Origin of the sequence: Candidatus Sordicultor fermentans (assembly GCF_012728195.1) — a bacterium.
GTDB lineage: Bacteria > Atribacterota > Atribacteria > Atribacterales > Caldatribacteriaceae > Sordicultor > Sordicultor fermentans.
Window position 1 is genome coordinate 1 of record NZ_JAAYFP010000044.1, and the last position, 17,782, is coordinate 17,782.

General features: G+C 41.0%; 17 protein-coding genes, 1 tRNA gene and 1 pseudogene. 16 read left to right on the top strand and 3 right to left on the bottom strand.

Annotation, left to right across the window (positions count from 1 at the left end; all coding sequences use genetic code 11):
* Positions 1–199: 199 nt before the first annotated feature.
* The 8 genes and pseudogenes from eno to GXZ17_RS02365 form a co-directional block, all read left to right on the top strand.
* Positions 200–685: pseudogene (eno, locus tag GXZ17_RS02330) on the top strand (phosphopyruvate hydratase); the annotation flags it as partial.
* Positions 636–974 carry an FtsB family cell division protein gene (locus GXZ17_RS02335; protein ID WP_409375683.1) on the top strand — a complete coding sequence of 113 codons (339 nt, stop codon included), beginning with the start codon at positions 636–638 and terminating at the stop codon, positions 972–974. The pseudogene eno and the gene GXZ17_RS02335, both read left to right, overlap by 50 nt.
* A 44-nt stretch (positions 975–1,018) precedes the next feature.
* Positions 1,019–1,096: transfer RNA gene (locus tag GXZ17_RS02340), tRNA-Pro, on the top strand.
* A gap of 41 nt (positions 1,097–1,137) precedes the next feature.
* Positions 1,138–1,920: an SDR family NAD(P)-dependent oxidoreductase gene (locus GXZ17_RS02345; RefSeq protein ID WP_409375684.1), complete on the top strand. Its 783-nt coding sequence runs from the start codon at positions 1,138–1,140 to the stop codon at positions 1,918–1,920.
* A gap of 89 nt (positions 1,921–2,009) precedes the next feature.
* On the top strand, positions 2,010–3,437 hold the full coding sequence (locus tag GXZ17_RS02350; protein WP_409375685.1) for an ABC transporter substrate-binding protein: 1,428 nt from the start codon (positions 2,010–2,012) through the stop codon (positions 3,435–3,437).
* A gap of 12 nt (positions 3,438–3,449) precedes the next feature.
* Positions 3,450–4,319 (top strand): carbohydrate ABC transporter permease, encoded by an 870-nt coding sequence (locus GXZ17_RS02355; protein ID WP_409375686.1) that lies wholly within the window; start codon positions 3,450–3,452, stop codon positions 4,317–4,319.
* The gene (locus GXZ17_RS02360) at positions 4,320–5,150 is read left to right on the top strand and encodes a carbohydrate ABC transporter permease (RefSeq protein WP_409375687.1); all 831 of its coding nucleotides are present in this window, start codon (positions 4,320–4,322) and stop codon (positions 5,148–5,150) included. It begins immediately after the preceding gene.
* A gap of 9 nt (positions 5,151–5,159) precedes the next feature.
* Positions 5,160–5,330 (top strand): hypothetical protein, encoded by a 171-nt coding sequence (locus GXZ17_RS02365; protein WP_409375688.1) that lies wholly within the window; start codon positions 5,160–5,162, stop codon positions 5,328–5,330.
* A 170-nt stretch (positions 5,331–5,500) separates the two neighbouring features.
* Here the strand turns inward: GXZ17_RS02365 and GXZ17_RS02370 are convergent, their stop codons facing one another.
* On the bottom strand, positions 5,501–6,910 hold the full coding sequence (locus GXZ17_RS02370; protein ID WP_409375689.1) for an L-fucose/L-arabinose isomerase family protein: 1,410 nt from the start codon (positions 6,908–6,910) through the stop codon (positions 5,501–5,503).
* Between the two features lie 121 nt (positions 6,911–7,031).
* On the opposite strand from GXZ17_RS02370, the gene GXZ17_RS02375 reads away from it, so the two are divergent.
* From GXZ17_RS02375 to GXZ17_RS02385, 3 genes are all read left to right on the top strand, one after another.
* On the top strand, positions 7,032–7,871 hold the full coding sequence (locus GXZ17_RS02375) for a phosphate ABC transporter substrate-binding protein (RefSeq protein WP_409375690.1): 840 nt from the start codon (positions 7,032–7,034) through the stop codon (positions 7,869–7,871).
* A gap of 116 nt (positions 7,872–7,987) precedes the next feature.
* Positions 7,988–8,674: a response regulator gene (locus GXZ17_RS02380; RefSeq protein WP_409375691.1), complete on the top strand. Its 687-nt coding sequence runs from the start codon at positions 7,988–7,990 to the stop codon at positions 8,672–8,674.
* Between the two features lie 94 nt (positions 8,675–8,768).
* Positions 8,769–9,788, top strand: coding sequence for a sensor histidine kinase (locus GXZ17_RS02385; protein WP_409375692.1), 1,020 nt, complete (start codon positions 8,769–8,771; stop codon positions 9,786–9,788).
* A 168-nt stretch (positions 9,789–9,956) separates the two neighbouring features.
* On the opposite strand, the gene GXZ17_RS02390 is transcribed toward GXZ17_RS02385, so the two are convergent.
* Positions 9,957–10,823, bottom strand: a complete 867-nt coding sequence (locus GXZ17_RS02390; protein WP_409375693.1) for a ketose-bisphosphate aldolase — start codon at positions 10,821–10,823, stop codon at positions 9,957–9,959.
* 212 nt (positions 10,824–11,035) lie between these two features.
* Entirely contained in the window at positions 11,036–12,010 is a 975-nt protein-coding gene (locus GXZ17_RS02395) for an aldo/keto reductase (RefSeq protein WP_409375694.1), read from the bottom strand.
* Between the two features lie 367 nt (positions 12,011–12,377).
* Here GXZ17_RS02395 and GXZ17_RS02400 point away from each other — a divergent pair, with 367 nt between their 5' ends.
* From GXZ17_RS02400 to GXZ17_RS02420, 5 genes are all read left to right on the top strand, one after another.
* On the top strand, positions 12,378–13,367 hold the full coding sequence (locus tag GXZ17_RS02400) for an autoinducer 2 ABC transporter substrate-binding protein (protein WP_409375695.1): 990 nt from the start codon (positions 12,378–12,380) through the stop codon (positions 13,365–13,367).
* 69 nt (positions 13,368–13,436) lie between these two features.
* The gene (locus GXZ17_RS02405; protein WP_409375696.1) at positions 13,437–14,954 is read left to right on the top strand and encodes a sugar ABC transporter ATP-binding protein; all 1,518 of its coding nucleotides are present in this window, start codon (positions 13,437–13,439) and stop codon (positions 14,952–14,954) included.
* Between the two features lie 15 nt (positions 14,955–14,969).
* The gene (locus GXZ17_RS02410) at positions 14,970–15,917 is read left to right on the top strand and encodes an ABC transporter permease (protein WP_409375697.1); all 948 of its coding nucleotides are present in this window, start codon (positions 14,970–14,972) and stop codon (positions 15,915–15,917) included.
* Positions 15,914–16,900 carry an ABC transporter permease gene (locus GXZ17_RS02415; RefSeq protein ID WP_409375698.1) on the top strand — a complete coding sequence of 329 codons (987 nt, stop codon included), beginning with the start codon at positions 15,914–15,916 and terminating at the stop codon, positions 16,898–16,900. Before GXZ17_RS02410 ends, GXZ17_RS02415 begins: the two co-directional genes overlap by 4 nt.
* The gene (locus GXZ17_RS02420; RefSeq protein WP_409375699.1) at positions 16,897–17,778 is read left to right on the top strand and encodes a hypothetical protein; all 882 of its coding nucleotides are present in this window, start codon (positions 16,897–16,899) and stop codon (positions 17,776–17,778) included. Before GXZ17_RS02415 ends, GXZ17_RS02420 begins: the two co-directional genes overlap by 4 nt.
* Positions 17,779–17,782 lie beyond the last annotated feature (4 nt).

Genomic DNA, 17,782 nt, shown 5'->3' on the forward strand with positions numbered 1-17,782 from the left:
GTCCTGAGGGGCAAACCATAGTGGAAGAAGAAGGCTTTATTCCTCTTTCTTTAAATGAAGATTAAAACCATGGGGGGAGAATATCCCCCCATATAGTTTACTAGATAGCACCTCGGGGAAATAACCTCTTTATCCTCCGGAAAGGTGCCAGAACTTTGTAATGGTGAGGTGAAAGGATAATTTGGGTTTAGATATAGTTTTGATTGATTTTTACCGCCGTTTGGTAGAAAATTATCCTGTCATTTCTATCGAAGATGGTTTAGCCGAGGAAGACTGGGAAGGATGGAAAAAGCTCACTTTTGCCCTGGGTGATAAGGTGCAGTTAGTAGGTGATGACCTGTTTGTAACCAACAAAGAAAGGTTACTCCGGGGGATTCGGGAGAAATGTTGTAATTCCATTCTTATTAAGTTAAATCAAATTGGAACTCTCACCGAGACTTTAGAAACTATTGAAATAGCCAAGAGAGCTGGATATACCTCGGTTATCTCTCACCGCTCAGGAGAAACTGAGGATAGCACTATTGCCGATCTTGCGGTGGGATGCAACGCTGGTCAAATAAAAACCGGTTCTCTCTGTCGTTCAGAGAGAACAGCTAAGTATAATCAGCTATTAAGAATCGAGGAAGAGCTGGATAATGCCGCTATTTTCCGAGGAAAAGAGGTTTTCAAAGTTTCCGGTTACTGAAAAGGGATGGGAGAAGTTTCTGTTCATCGCTTTCTTGGCGCTTTCTCTGTTTTCTTTTAACTTGCGCCTGAGTAATAAATTGGTAGATTATTTTGACCTTGCTCGGGAGATGAAAGAGTTAGAAAAGAGGGAAAGCGCACTATCTGAGGAAGTGGAGAGGTTAGAAAAAGAGAGAGAATACTTAGACGAAGATTGGTATGTAGAAAAATTGGCTCGAGAGCGATTGCAATTGGTAAAACCAGGAGAAATTGTAGTAAAAGTGATTAATCCCGAGTCACCGGAGCATTGACAATCTTTGTTCTTCTACCTATAATCGTTTTATACAAATGTGGTCGGGGCGTGGCGCAGCCTGGCAAGCGCACTCGCTTGGGGTGCGAGTGGTCGGCCGTTCAAATCGGCTCGCCCCGACCAAAACCCTGACGCAATTTTCTTAGTATAAGGAGGATAAGAATATGCCCTCAAATGTCAAAGATCTTTTTAGCCTGCAAGGAGAAGTAGCTATTGTTACCGGTGGAGCACAAGGTTTAGGAGAACAAATGTCCATCGCTTTAGGGGAAGCAGGAGCTCAGGTAGTAGTGGCAGATTTGAATCTGGAAAAAGCTCAGAAAGTTGCCTCTCATATTCAGTCTTTGGGAGTGGATTCTCTGGCTCTCTGCGTTGATGTTACCAAAAAAGGAGAAGTAGGGGAAATGGTTGAGAAAACTCTGGAGCGTTTCGGCAAAATTGATATTCTTGTAACTTCTGCTGGGGTGGGACAATGGATGAAGGCAGAAGAAATGCCAGAGGAGGATTGGAAAAAAGTTCTGGACGTCAACTTAAATGGAGTATTTTTGTGTTGCCAGGCAGTGGGAAGAGAGATGATTAAAAGAAAAAAAGGGAGTATTATAAATATTTCTTCTATGTCGGGATTAGTAGTCAATACTCCTCAGGCTCAATCTCATTATAACTCCTCAAAAGCGGGAGTAATTATGCTAACTAAATCTCTGGCCTCCGAGTGGGCTCCTTACAATATTCGGGTTAACACCATTGCTCCCGGTTACATGGAAACGCAATTAGTGGGTGACCTTTTGAAAGAATATCCTGATTATGCTGACCTGTGGAAAAAGCTTACTCCTTTTGGTCGTCTGGGTAACCCGGAAGAAATTAAAGGTCCCTGTGTTTTTCTGGCTTCTCCTGCTTCTTCTTATGTTACGGGAAGCGTTCTGGTTATGGATGGAGGCTATACGATATGGTGAGGGAGGTGATAGTAAGGTTTTAAGATGGGAGAAGTTTATTTAGTTTTTGGGATTGTGAAAGAACCAAAAAAGAAAGGAGACGATTTTTTGTGAGAAGACGTTTATTAACTGTAGTTTTTGTTTTGTGTTTTCTGCTGGTTCCTACCATGGTTTTTGCTCAGGTAGCTAATCCTGATTGGTGGAAAAAAGCAGCCGAGCCTTATAAAGGAGTGGTGATTCACGGTGTGTCGGAAAGCACTCCTCCATCTAAAGCTATAGCAGAGATAGCTGTTCCCGCGTTTGAAGAGTTAACCGGAATTAAAGTAGAGCTTGAAACCACCTCCTGGGATGAGATGTATAATAAAGAAATTCAGGACATGCAGGCGGGAGCCGGGATATACGATTTTGTCTACCTGGAGCAGGATGCAGTTTACAGCTACATAGAGCAAGATTGGCTAACCGATTTAACTCCTTTTGTCGATAATGCTGATTTAACTGAACCTGATTTTGATCTTCCAGATTTTACCAGTTTTATTGATTACTTTAAAGGCAAAGACGGAGAACTTTATGGTATCCCCTTTGAAGCTTTTCTGAAGACCTATATTTACCGCACGGACTTGTTCAATGATTCTGATATTCAAGCTGCTTTTAAAGAGAAGTATGGATATGACTTGGCTGTTCCTACTACCTGGGAGCAATACGAGGATATTGCTAAATTCTTCACTGAATACGGAAAAGAAAAAGGTATAGAACTTTATGGACACGTAGCGCAAGCAAAGACCCATCCTTGTTTGGCTTATGAACTTTGTGAAACTATTTGGCCTCCCTGGGGTGTATACAATTGGGGAATAAATCTAGAAAATATGAGAACCAGCGTAGAAAATGGAGGCACTCTAAACAGCGATACCGCGAAAGAAGCTCTTGGCTGGTATGTTGACATGTTACAATATGCTCCTCCAGGAGTCAGAACTTATACCTGGGATGAGGCAGCAGCTGTGTTTGGAACCGGGATAATTGCCCAAGGGTTCCTTTATATGGAAAACTTAGGTTGGTTAGCTCATGACCCCGATCGGTCGGTGGTGATCGGCAAAGTTGCAATTGACATTCCACCTGCTAAACCGGGTGTTATGGAAGCAGCTGAAGCTGGCGAAGGATACATCGGTTACTATGATGGTGGAGCTTGGGGAATTCCTTACTGCTCCAAAAACAAAGAAGCTGCTTGGCTTTTCATCCAGTGGTGTACTCGTAAAGAATGGCAGCCAGAGTTTGCTGAATTAGCTACTACTGTGGTAAGGAAATCTGCCTTTGAAGATCCAATAATCGATGAATTAAATGTAGCAATGGGTGGCTACTACACTGTCATGCAGGAAAAGGGTCATCTTTTTGCCGGATGTCCTCCTCTACCCATGCAAACACCACTCAATGAGCTTTATCTCCAGTGGATTTCCCGGGCAGTGGCCGGAGAAGTTTCTCCTGAAGAATGCCTGGATAACTTAGCTAAAGAAGCTGACGAATTAATGGAAGAGCTAGGCTATTAGGAGGTAGAGAGTTTGCGAGTAAAAAAGACTCAAGTGTGGGGGTTAATATCCCCCACACTTATTTTAATGATTCTTATCGGGGTAATCCCGGTTATATACGTCATTTATTTGAGTGTTTTTAAATACAGTGTGTTTTCCAAGACGGGAATGGTTTATGTCGGTTTCGATAATTTCCGCAAACTGGTATTTGATGCCTCTTTTTTAAAGTCTTTAAGCTTGGGTCTTACCTTTGTGGCTATTTGCTGTCTCGTTGAAATACCTTTAGGACTTTTGATTGCCAATGTCCTCACTTATGAGTTTAAAGGTAAAGGTGTTTTTCGGACGATTATGGCATTGCCTCTGGCTATGGCTCCCGTTAGCATTGGGAGTATGTGGGTATTACTCACTAATCCTGATGTCGGTCCACTTCCCTATTTTTTGGGAAAAATCGGGGTTGACTATAATATCGGGGTAAATGCTACTCAGGCGTTTGCCACCACTGTTTTTATGGATGTCTGGCATTGGACTCCATTCGTAATTTTAACTTTTATGGCTGGATTGGCTTCTTTACCCAAAGACCCGTATGAGGCTTCTTTGGTAGATGGGGCCAATCGCTGGCAAACTTTTCGTTATATTACTCTGCCTCTCCTTCGGCCAGTGATTTTAACTACCTTGTTTATCCGGATTATGGATACTTTCCGTGTCTTTGATGAAGTATGGATGTTAACCAGTGGCGGCCCAGGAACAGCTACTCGTTTTGTCAGTATCCATTTGGTGAGAGAAGTTTTGCGATCTATGAATTATGGATACAGTTCGGCTATGTCTCTTTTTCTGCTTTATTTAACCATAGTTATCTGCTGGCTATTGTTGACTTTTATTTCCATCTCGCAGGAGGAAGTCTAAATGAAAATTAGCAAAAAAGGACTCCGGCTCTTTTTTATCTATGTTTTGTGTATTTTAATAGCGATAGCTACTCTGTTTCCTATCTACTGGACATTTATAATCTCTGCTCAATCTAAACTGGAAATTTTCTCTGGGCCAAATTTTTTCCCTTCTACTTTTCATAGTGAAAATTATACCCGTCCTTTCTTGCAAGATGTATACGGACGCTATCTGGCTAATTCTTTGATTGTGGCCACCGGTAATACTCTTTTGGTAATAGTTTTAGCAGTCATGTCTACTTATGCTTTTTCCCGTTTTCAGATCCCCGGGTCAAGTAATATCTTTTTCTGGACTATTACCAACCGTATGGCTCCAGCGGCAGTTTTTATTGTTCCCTTCTTTTTGATATTTAGTCGCCTGGGGTTGAGAGATACGAGAATTGGTTTAATTATCCTTTACTGTATTTTTAACCTCCCCTTTGCCATCTGGCTTTTGAAAGGGATGATGGATTCTATACCGAAAGAACTGGATGAGGCAGCCATGATCGATGGATGTTCTATTTGGGGAGTGTTGGTGAGAGTAATTATTCCCTTGGCCAAACCAGGAATTATGGTTACTGCTATTTTGACCTGGATTTTTGCCTGGAATGAATATTTGTTTGCCTCGATTTTGACTAATGTTAAAGCTCGGACTATAACTACTGGTTTAATTGAGTTTGTTACCGTGATTGGGACTAACTGGGGTGAAATGGCGGCGGTGTCTATGGTCTGTTTAATTCCGGCTGTGGTATTTATTGGTATAGCCCAGCAGCATATTATCACTGGCCTTACTTTTGGAGCGGTGAAAGATTAGGAGGATATTATGCGGATTTTACCTATGAAGACTAACTTATTTGATCGGATTTTCATTGGAGCAGTGGTTATGTTTGGTTTACATCTTTTTTGGGTACGCTTCGTCGAGCAATTCATCCCCCTTTATGTAGCCACTATAGGCAGTCTCATTTTTCTGGTGACTTTAATTATAACTGGGTAAAAAAAGAGTAGGGGAGGTGACATCCGCCTCCCTATTGCTACTTTATGTACTGTACGGTTCGCTTATAGTTTACTACCCGAAATGTATGTTTATCTCTACTGCTCCAGTTTCTATTTCTTAATAAGGTACAAAAAAATAGGGAGGGAAACTGAGGTTTCCCTCCCTGGAAGCTAATAAATGTTGTGGTAGTACGTTTCTATCCTTAAGTAATTTTCAAAAGCTTCAGACAAAATATCTCCGCTTTGAGATAAGCTAATAGCTACGTGGTGTTCAAAACCATTGATGCAAATGTATTTCAGTAAATCTTGAAGGTCTTCGATTTTTGCTACCCCTATTCCTCCAAAAGTGTTAACCTTATCGGGAGTGATTTCTCCTTCTGCTATATAAGATATTAAGTTGCCCTCTTCATCATTGGTGGCCAAGCGAGCCAGAGTTAGCTCTCCATTAGGTATAGTTCCGTAACAAGTCCCGTAAGCTTTTTCTTTGGAAACCGAAGAGGAGATGATGTCGCCATATCCCATTCTGGCCCCCTGCAGAAGCGATTTGGGGAAGTTGCTGCAGTGGAAAAGAATGGCTTTGTCGGGGTCGTCGCCAAAATTATTATTCCAGTCCACGAGAGCAGATGGTTTTTGAGAAGCGAGCTGCAGAGCATACATGCTCAATCCTCCTACCAGGTCTACTTCGCAGGCTGCGGGTATTAATTTTTCGCTGAACATGCTCATTACTGTACAGGGCATGATGCCATAATTTTCTTCGATAGAATTCCAGCATTGAAAAGAAAAGAGGGATACACCGGTAGTTTCAATCCATTCTTCTAATACCACGAGAAGTTTAGCCATTTTTACCAACGCTTCTTCGGGTATTCCAGCAGTATCAATATAATCTTTTATTTCCTGCAATTTCCCCTTTACTTTCAGATTATTGTTATCTAATCTATTCATGTTGCCGATTATTTCCGAGAGGTCTATGGTTTCTACCGATATTCCATAGCTCTCCAGAATCTTTTCTGAGAAGCGAACGGTATTAAAGGCTGCAGGTCGTGCTCCAACAGCTCCAGCTTTTAGGTTTTTAAATCCCTTTACTACTCGACATACTCCCGCAAACCACTCTAAATCTTCTCCGAAGATTGAAGAATCAGGGTCTTCAGTGTGATAAGAAGTTAGAGAAAAGGGGATCTGGAATTGCTTCAGGTTATTGCATATAGAAAGCTTACCACAGAAGCTATCCCTCCGATTTTGAACATCCAGAGCATTGATTTGATCAGGAAAGGCATGTACTAAAACCGGGACGTTCAACCCCGAGAGACGAATAGTTTGAGCTGCTGCTCGCTCATCGCCGAAGTTGGGCAGAGTGATGATAATTCCCTCTATGCGATGGCGGTTTTCATCGAAAAGACGAGCGCATTTCTGAGCATCTTCCCAGGTTTCAATAGTACCAAATTTGGTGTCTTCAGTGCTGGGAGCCACTACTTCAAAACCTTTTTTTTCTAAAACTTCCAGGATTTTACTCCTTCCTTCTTTGGCTAACTCATCAGGAAAGAAACCTCGGTTACCTACAATTAAACCAAAAGTTTGTGCCATACTTATTTCTCCTTTCATGTTAAAATATTAAAAAAGTTTAATTTTATTTAAATACCGAGTTAACATTCTTATCTTACCATATTTTCAGAATAAAAAATTAAGAAAAAGGGAGGTAAGATAAATGAAAAAGGTGCTGTTAAGTAGCTTGGTGTTATGTTTTATCCTCTCTCTTTCCGGCTTGAGCTGGGGGGTAGAGAAAGTTGATGTGCAGGGTTCCACTACTATTTTACCTATTATGCAGATAATAGCCGAGGAATTTATGGCTCAAAACGAAGACATTGAAGTTACAGTAGGTGGAGGAGGCTCAGGAGTGGGCATTTCTGCTCTTTTGGATGGAGTGACCAATGTGGCTATGGCTTCCCGCGACATGAAAGAAGAAGAGTGGCAAAAGGCTAAAGAGAAGGGTTTAGATATCCGGGAAATAGAAATAGCTAAAGATGCTCTTTCAGTCATAGTTAATTATCTTAATCCTATTTCGGAAATCGATGTCGACACTTTGCAAAAAATCTATACTGGAGGAATAAGCAACTGGCAAGAATTAGGGGTTGCTTTAGATGGGGAAATAGTGATTATTTCTCGCGATACTAATTCTGGAACTTTCGAAGTCTTTAACGAACACGTCTTAAGAGGAGAAGAACTCGCTGATAAAGCTTTACGTCTTCCCTCTAACCAGGCAGTGTTGAATGAAGTGGTCAGTAACCCCAATGCTATGGGATATGTGGGATTGGGCTATGCACAGCAGGGAGGAGATAAAATCAAAGCTCTTACTGTGAACGGAGTTGAAGCAAGTCCCGAAAAAGCACTTTCTGGAGAATATCCACTGTCTCGAGGATTATATCTCTATATTAATGGTGAACCCCAGGGAGCGGTCAAAAAGCTGATTGATTTTGTCCTGGGTCCTGAGGGGCAAACCATAGTGGAAGAAGAAGGCTTTATTCCTCTTTCTTTAAATGAAGATTAAAACCATGGGGGGAGAATATCCCCCCATATAGTTTACTAGATAGCACCTCGGGGAAATAACCTCTTTATCCCCCGGAAAGGTGCCAGAACTTTGTAATGGTGGGGTGAAAGGATAATTTGGGTTTAGATATAGTTTTGATAGAAGACGAGAAAGACGTAGTTGATTTTGTCACTTATTTTCTTCAGAAAGAAGGTTATCAGGTTTTTCCCTTTTTGCGGGGTGAAGATTTCCTGGAAAAGATGGATACTCTTCTTCCCGATGTCATTATTTTAGACCTTATGCTTCCAGGTATTGATGGTTTAGAGGTTTTCCGCTATATTCGAGAGTATCCTCGATTTAGAAACGTTCCAATTATTATGCTTACAGCTAAGAGCGACCCTCTGGATGTGGTGTTAGGATTGGAAATAGGAGCAGATGATTATGTTACTAAACCTTTTCATCCTCGAGAACTTTTAGCCCGAATCAAAGCAGTGGTGAGGAGAACTTCCTCTCCTTCTTTTTCTGAAAAAGAAGTTTTGAAGATAGGAGATTTCTGGTTAGATTCGGATCATCTGATGGTAAAAGAAAATGGTAAAGAAATTTACCTTTCCTGGAGAGAATTTCGCTTATTTGAACTTCTTATTAAAAATCGGGGAAAAGTTATCAGTCGCCAGCAAATTTTGGATAGCATCTGGGGAGAAGATAGTTTTATTACTGATAGAGTAGTAGATGTTTATATCGCTAATTTGCGGAAAAAACTGGGTAGTAGTGGGAATAAAATTGTGACGGTACGAGGAGTGGGTTATAAATTTGAATCTACTTAATATTTTTCTGTTTATAATTCTTATAGTTTTTTTTCTATTGGGAATTTACTTTTATCGAAAGTCAATTAGCAATCAGCAGTCCAAAACCCATTATATGCTTCTAGAACGAGAAAATGCTGAACAGGTTCTATCCCTGAAAGAAAATATTCTACAAGCTATGGATTCTCTATCTCTGGCGATGGCTTTTTATGATGGTCAAAAGGAAAAAGTGATGTTTAACTCTTCTTTTGGTAAATTCATTGGTGGGAAAGAAAAAGGAGAGGCGTTTCTCTGGGAAATACCCCTTCTGGGAACATGGTTGAGAAAAGAAGAGAGTTTACAAGTAATAGAGGTAGGAAGTTTGAAACTTCACCTCCGGATTTGGGGAGGAGAAAATGATAAGGTAGTTTTTCTTGAAGATATAGGAGAAAAAGAAAGAAAATCCCGGGAAATGAACTACCTTTCTACTGCCCTCTGGCATGAGTTACGCACTCCTCTTACTGCTCTTGAAGGTAATGTTGTTATCTTAGAAGAAGAAGTAAAGGACCAATTTTTGCTTGATATCTCCTATAAAATGGAGCAGCAAATAAATAGGATAGAGACTACTTTGGATAACCTTCGCCAGTTGACCTCTATTTTTCAAGAAGAAAACCAGTTTTCTACTGCTGGAGAACTAAAGCGAACCTTAGAAGAAGTGATAAATAATTTTGAAGATGATATTCGGAGATTAGATCTCAGTTTGAGCGTAGATACTTCTCTTTTGGATAAAGTAAAGGCCCTATTTCCTTTTTCTTCAGCTGATTTTTTGATCCTTTTTTCTAACCTGTTTTCCAATGCTCTCAAGTTTAATTATCCTAAAGGGAGAGCAGAAATTAAATTGAATAGAGAAGAAGAGGGTGTATTTCTGGAACTCAGCAATACTACCTCTAACACTTCTCGAGAATTCATAAAATGGCTTTTTGAACCTTCTTCTACTTTTTCTCCTCGAGGAGCTGATGGAAGAGGAGTGGGGTTATATTTAGCTAAAGAGGCTGTGGCGCGGATGGGCGGGAGAATCAGTGCTCATTATGGGGAAGGAGATTCGGTAATTTTTCGGGTTTTGTTGTGTGTTGAGGATAAAAACGAAGAAAACTGATTGAGCCGAATCTACAATTTTTAAACTTATTTACATTCCCGATTACTGACTTCGGGAATATCGGAAACAATGAAATCTCAAAAAAAAGACTCTCCTCTCCTAGAAAAAAAGAGAGGAGAGATAGGCGTTTGATAAATAATCTGGAAATAATGCGGAGAGTAACTTACGTTACACTTTACCCTCTGCGCAAGAGGCAATTATACATTCCCTTATCGCTTCTTTTACTTTGCCTTCTATCCCCTGTAAAATTTTACCCACCATGAGCTCTTCGGGATGGTTCGCTAAGTATTCTTGGAAAGCACTTAAGTATTGCACTCGCAAGGCGGTGCTAAAGTTTATCTTTCTCACTCCCAGTTGCGCTGCCTTTCGTAGTTGCTCTCGAGGTGTACCGCTTCCTCCATGAATGACGAGAGGTAAACTGGTTTTCGCTCTGATTTCTTTAATGCGCTCAAATTGGAGCTGGGGCGTTCTCCCTTTGTATAATCCGTGACGAGTTCCTACTGCCACAGCCAGCATATCTACTGGTGCTTTACCAGTAAACTCCTGCGCTTCTTGAGGGGAAGTAAAGAAATCCTCTTCTTTGCTTTTCTCTTCCCAGCTTTCATCTCCTTCTAATCCTCCTACTCTTCCTAATTCTCCTTCTACTAGTACCTCCACTGGATGGGCAATTTCTATTACTTTATTGGTCAGACGAATATTTTCTTCTAAAGGTAGACGGGAACCGTCGATCATTACCGATGAAAAACCATTTTGTATGGCTAAAAGAATATCTTCTAGGTGATGAGCATGGTCTAAGTGGAGAGAAAAGGGTATAGAAAATTTCTGAGATAGAAAAAGTAACGTTCCATAAAACATCCTTATATCCAGGGCTTCATATTCCACCGGAGCTACCTGAATAATCAGGGGAGCACGCATTTCTTCTCCTTCTTCCAAAACCCACAAAATAAACTCAGGTATAGGAACGTTGAAAGCAGGAAGAGCAAAGTTCTTCTCTTCAGCTAATTTTAGAATAGTTTGAGTAGAGACTAAAGGCATAAATAAAGCTCCTTTCTTTTTGGCTGTTCTGAAATTATAACAGATTTTTTCTCTTTTCCTGGAAATATTTTTTCAATGTTCAGAAGAGCTCATCATTTCTTGTGATGGGGACAGAAACTATTTGCTATCCTTATCGTAAGGGGGTATTTTGGAGGTATAAAACACAAAAGGTGTCTACCAGGCGGTAGACACCTTTTTATAGCAAGCAGAAGTTAAAGATTTTTTATTTTTTCTTCTCTTTCTTGTAATAGTTTCTCGATGGCTTCTATATCTTCAGCGGCTAACTCCCAATCTCCAGCGGGAAATGTTTCTTCAATCTGAGAAGGACGTCGGGTTCCCACTATAGCAGCAGTAACCTCCGGACGTCGTAATACCCAGGCAATGGCCAGTTGAGCCAGGGTTCTTCCGTGTTTTTCAGCAATAGGTTTTAATTTCTCTACTAATTCCAGGTTGATACTGAGCAAGGGTTCATTAAATTGGGGGTCACTCCGGCGATGGTCATCAGGAGGAAGATTTTTCACCCGCTCCGGGGTAAATTTGCCAGTTAGCAATCCCTTTTGCATGGGGCTATACACTATTACTCCCATATTTTTTTCTGCACAATAAGGCAAAATCTCTTTTTCTATATCTCGCATAATCATGCTGTAGGGGGGTTGCAGAGAAGCGATGGGATGGATTTTTTCAATTCTTTTCATTTGTTCCACGTTAAAATTAGAAACCCCAGCGTAACGGATTTTCCCTTCTTTTACTAAATCGGCCATGGTGCTCCAGGCCTCTTCAATATCGGGGTCGGGATCTGGCCAGTGGATTTGATAGAGGTCTATCACTTCCACTTCCAGTCGTCTGAGGCTGTCTTCTACTTCTTTGCGAATGCTGTCTCTTTTTAAGCACCCAAAAACTTCTCCCTTCTCGTTCCATACCAATCCGCATTTAGTAGCAATAATGGGTTTTTCGCTCATACCTCTTAAGGCTTTAGCTATAATTTCTTCTGAATGTCCTAATCCATAAACAGCGGCAGTATCTATCCAATTTATGCCTAAATCTAAGGCTCTATGGATAGCAGCAATGGACTCCTCATCGTCTTGAGGGCCCCACCCGGATTTCCACCCTCCTCCTCCTAAAGCCCAGGAACCAAAGCCTATCACAGTGAGTTCGAGATCAGTCCAACCTAATTTCCTTTTGCGCATGTCAGACCTCCTTGGATGATTTTTTTTAATTATTATACCTTATAACCCAAGTTTGCTTAAAAGCTACGAGGAGAGCATTCTTTATCTTTTCAAATTCCAATCTCTTTTTATCTTTCTAATACACAGAGGATGGCTTTGTGTTATCTGAAGCTTATTGCTCTTATCCGGTTTCCAGTGTTTTTAATCACCTTTTTCCAAAAATGTTTCCTGATTGGTTAGAATTAATACTTATTCATTGCTAAATTGATAGGAAGTTTTTCCGATTGTTATGGAATTTGAGTAAATATCAGGAAAAAACGGATTGACTTATCTAAAGGGTATATTATAATTAATATTAACCAAATACATGGTAAAGGAGGAAGGTTTTATGAAAAAGTATCGTTTTTCCATTGTTCTCGCTCTGGTGTTTCTTTTAGTTTTTGCTCTGCCGGTTTTTGCTCAGGAGAAATATAAGATTGCTTTTGTGCCTAAGTTAGTTGGTATTCCTTACTTTAATGCTATGGAAGAAGGAGGGAAAAAAGCGGCAGAAGATTTAGGAGGGGAATTCATCTATACCGGTCCAGTAACTGCCGATGTTGCAAAACAGATTGAAACTATTGATAATCTCATCACTCAGGGAGTAGATGCTATTGCTGTTGCTCCTAATGACCCTGCAGCTATTACTCCAGTTCTCGAAAAAGCTAAGGAGAAAGGTATCCTGGTTTTAACGAGTGACACTGACGGGGCTCAAGAGGTGAGGGACTTATTTGTGAATCAGGCTATAGAAAAAGAAATTGGCTACACCACTATGGATGAGTTAGCTAAGGCGATGGATTATGAAGGGGAATTTGCCATCGTTTCTTGTGGCCCTACTGCCTGGAACCTCAACACCTGGATTCTTTACGAGCTGGAGAGGTTAGCTGAATATCCTGATATGGAATTAGTTACCATTCGCTATGCTGAAGAAGATGTACAGCTGGCCATTAATGTAGCTTTAGACCTTATCAATGCTTTTCCTAATCTCAAAGGTATTATTGGTCAGTGCAGCACTTCGGCTCCCGGGGTAGCAGAAGCAGTAACTCAGGCGGGGAAAATTGGAGAAATCGTAGCGACTGGAGTATCGGTGCCCTCTATGATGAGACCATATGTCAAAAATGGTGCAGTTAAATCATTTGTATTGTGGAATCCAGTAGACCTGGGTTACTTAACCGTGTGGGCGGCCAAATATCTTTTAGATGGTAATCAATTTGAAGAAGGAATAGAATATGAAGTTCCCGGAATTTCTACCAAACCTCGTTATGCAGCAGAGAGCAAGATGCTGATTTTGGGACCACCAATGGTTTTTGATGCCAGTAATGTAGATGACTTTGATTTTTAGCCTATAGTTTATGAATCAACTTTGGAGAGGGTCTCTGGCCCTCTCCTTTTTATTATAGGGAGTTGAAATATGGAAACTACTATTCTGGAGTGCCGGGAAATTTCCAAATCTTTTGGAGGAGTTAGGGCTTTAAAAAGAGTGGATTTTTCTCTCCGGCAAGGAGAAGTACATGCTTTAGTGGGAGAAAATGGAGCCGGAAAATCTACTTTAATTCGAATCATATCTGGAGCTCTGCTTCCTGATGAGGGAGAAATCTGGTACGGAGGCCAAAAAGTAGAAATAACTTCTCCTCGATTGGCCCAGGGGATGGGGATTTCTGCAGTTTATCAGGACCCGCTGATTTATCCCTATCTTTCAGTGGTAGAGAATATTTTCCTGGGGAGGGAAATAAAAACGCCTCGGGGTAATATTGACTGGAAACGGCAAGAAGAAAAGGCTCAAGAATTATTTGCTTCCTTGAACATTGCTCCTCATTTCTTGAGGCAACCTATGGGGGAGCTGAGCGTCGGCCTGCAGCAATTAGTTTTAATTGCCAAAGCTCTGGCCTATGAATCTCAAGTAATTATTTTTGATGAACCTACTGCTATTCTCACCGAGCACGAAGCTGAGAGATTGTTCCAAATTATTGAAACATTAAGAGAGCAGGGAGTGGGAATAATTTATATAAGTCATCGTCTGGAAGAGATTTTTCAGATTGCTGATAGAGTTACTGTTATGCGGGATGGGGAAGTGGTAGGGGACTATCCTCTCTCTGAAGTAAATCGAGAAATGATTGTGGAATTGATGGCTGGTAAACATCTGGTAGAAGAAATAGAACATGGAGGGGAGAAAAGCGAGCAACCGGTACTGGTGGTTAAAAACCTTACTAAAAAAGGGAAATTTGAGGATATAAGTTTTGAAGCTTTCCAGGGAGAGATATTAGCTTTTTCCGGGTTAGTTGGTTCAGGAAGAACTGACGTGGCGCAAGCCATCTTTGGTATTATTTCTCCGGATAGTGGAGAGATTTATTACCAAGGAGAAAAATTTAAAGTCCATTCTCCTCGTCATGCTATGGAGCAAGGGATAGCTTATCTTCCCGAGGACCGCAAAAGCCAGGGTCTTTTTCCTATTTTGAGTGTTTCCTATAACATCACTGTTTCTATTTTGAGGCAAATAACCAATCATCTCGGTATAGTTAATACCAGAAAAGAAAGAGAAATAGCAGAAAAATATGTAAAAGAGCTTAGTATTCGCACTCCTGGATTAGAAGCTAAAGTGTTTAGCCTAAGCGGAGGTAATCAGCAGAAAGTAGTTCTTGCTAAATGGTTGGGGGTTAATCCTCGGATACTTATTCTCGATGAGCCCACCCGGGGAATAGATGTGGCAGCCAAAGCTGAAGTTCATCAGATGATTGCTCAGTTAGTGGAAAGAGGTATTGTGGTGATAATCATTTCTTCTGAGTTGCCCGAAGTATTAAAGTTGGCCGATCGGGTAATAGTGATGCATGAAGGAAAAATTACCGGAGTTTTTGAAGGAGAAGATATAAGTTCTACCAACCTTGTTAGAGCAGCTACCGGAGAAAGAGTACTTCCCGGTAAATCCGATTAGTGGGAAGGGAAAACCATGATTAACTTCCAGAGAATAGTGAGAAGAAGAGAGTTTACTGTTTTAGTTTTGATTTTAATTCTTAGCGCTATTTTTTCTTTTACTACTGAGAGATTTTTATCGGTGAGCAATATTACTAACCTCTTGTTACAACTATCTGGAGTGGCCATTACCGCTATTGGAATGACTATGGTAATAATAACTGGAGGAATAGATGTTTCAGCGGGTTCTACTCTGGGGATGGCCTGTGTAGTTAGTGGATATCTTCTTATGGGAGGTTATTCTCCCTTTTTAGCTTTGGTGCTTGCTGTTTTGGTGGGATTGGGCATTGGCTTTGTGAATGGAGCTATCATAGTTTGGGGAGATGTTCCTCCTATTATTGCTACTTTAGGAATGATGAATTTGATCAGGGCTTTGATGTTCCAGACTCTGGGGGGAAGGTGGATATCAGGTATTCCTCCTGCTTGCCGAACCATAGGTCTGGGTAAATGGTTAGGTGTGCCTATTCCTATGTGGATTGCTACTTTCCTCATTATTGTTTTTTCCTATTTCTTGAGTTATCGACCCCTGGGTCGTCATATTTACGCGGTGGGCAATAATCCTGAAGCTGCTCGAGTATCAGGAGTCAATTTGAAAAGCACTATTATTTTTGTTTATGCTTTAACTGGAGCTTTAGCAGGATTTGCCGGTCTTATCAATGCCGCCCGGACAGGTATTGTTCAGACCAACAGCGGTATGGGCTTTGAACTGGATGTGATTGCAGCGGTAGTTTTAGGAGGGACCAGTGCCTTGGGAGGAAGGGGAACTATCATCGGAAGTCTACTGGGAGCTTTTTTGGTGGGTATTATAAAAAATGGAATGGTGCTACTCAATGTACCGGCGTTGAGTGAAGGCTTAGTGATTGGAGCGCTAATTATTATCTCTGTATTAGCTGACATAATAAGAGCCAGGAGAGAGACGAGATGAAAAGAGATATCTGGGATACCATAATTGGCAATCGGGTATTTTTCCTGTCTTTGCTTTTTGTTATCTTATTTATTTTATTGTCTTTTACTGTTCCCGGTTTTTTAAACCTCTATAACCTAACTAACATGACTCAATATGGAGTGGAATTGGGCCTTTTGGCACTGGCAGAAGCTCTGGTGATTCTCTCCGGTGGGGGAGGGATTGACCTCTCGGTGGGGTCAATGATGAGTCTGGTAGCTATAGTTATTGGAGTTCTTATTGGTAGAGTAGGATTGTCTCCTTCTCTGGCTGTGGTGATTGGTATGTTAACCGGTTTAGCTGCAGGTTTATTTAATGGGTTATTAGTTAGCGTGGGCAAGATACTTCCTCTTATAGTTACCTTAGCTGGTATGTATATTTATCGTTCTCTGGCTCTAATCATTGCTGTAGACCCCCAGTTTGGGCCTAACCCTATGCCAGTTTCCAATTTTCCTAAGTCTTTTTACTTCATAGGACAGCATAGAATAGGGGGAATACCTTTCCAGGTTCTCTTCATTTTTGTTCCCGTCCTTCTGATTCTCCACTTTTTGCTTTCCCGCACAGCCTGGGGAAGAAAACTTTATGGTGTGGGAAGCAATGAGACAGCGGCAACTTTTTCTGGAATTGATGTAAGTAGAGTACGGCTTACTGTTTATGCTCTTTCTGGGTTACTGAGTGCTTTAGCTGCCTGGGTAATTACTTCTCGTATTGCCAGTGCTCGACCGGATATCGGAACAGGTTATGAATTGCAGGCTATTACTATTGCAGTTTTGGGAGGTATTAGTATTCAAGGAGGAGAAGGAACAGTAGGAGGAGTGCTCTTGAGTGTGGCTATCATAACTATGCTCAATAATGGTTTACAACTCGCTGGTATTCATCAGATCTGGCAACTGGGAGCTTTAGGATTAGTTTTGATAGGCAGTGTTCTGCTTAACCAATTTCTCATTCGCCGAAGAAAAATTTGAAACGTTATTTTTTATTATTAGTTATTCTCATAATTCTGGGAGGGGGAAGCCCGCTTCCGGGGCAGGAGGCTCCTCAAGTATTGCTTCTTTCTTCTTCTCTCGATTATTTTTCTACTTTTTTAGAAGTTCATTTAAGAAGGCTCCTTTCCCCTTCTCGGGTGCGTTTAATTCCTCTTTGCTCTTTAGAAGAGCTATCTCTGGGCTTTCCCCCAGAAAAGGCTTTTCTTATAGTGTTTTTGGGTGAGGAAAAATATTTTTCTTCTATTCTGTCACAAATCCCTCAAGATAAAGAACCTTTGCTTCTTTTCTGGGAAGGAGTTGCGCCTCCTTCGGGGTTCCCTTCTTGCAAGATAAGGGTGGAGGTAGAAGAGGTAATAGAAGTTTTCCGAAGAGAGGTAGTAGAAAAGCTTTTTCTGGATGACCACTTCACCATCTGGGGAGTGGGTAAAATTGCTCCACCCCTGAGGCAGGGGCTAAATGAAGAGTTTTATCCCCGTTTCAGAGAGATAGGAGAAAATGATAAAGATACACTCAAGCAGTTGATTTCCAACAGAGAAAAATCTTTAATAATAGCAGGAAATGCTGAAGCAGGGAGGCAGTTGATTGATAAATTTTCTGAGGTCGAATCTCCTCCACCCCTTGTGGTATTGGAGGCTTCTCCGGAGATGCTTTTTGCTCTGCTTCAGGGAAAGATAGAGGCAGTGGTGGATTTTAAGCCCTCTCAACTGGCCCAGGAAATAGCAAATTTGATAGATTGTTTTTGTGCAAATAAGCCTATTCCTGAATTTATTACCATCCATCCTTGTTTGATACTACCTCATAGCATAGAAGAGGCCGATGGTTATGAAGTGATTTCTCGGTGCCTTATGTGTCAGTAGTTTT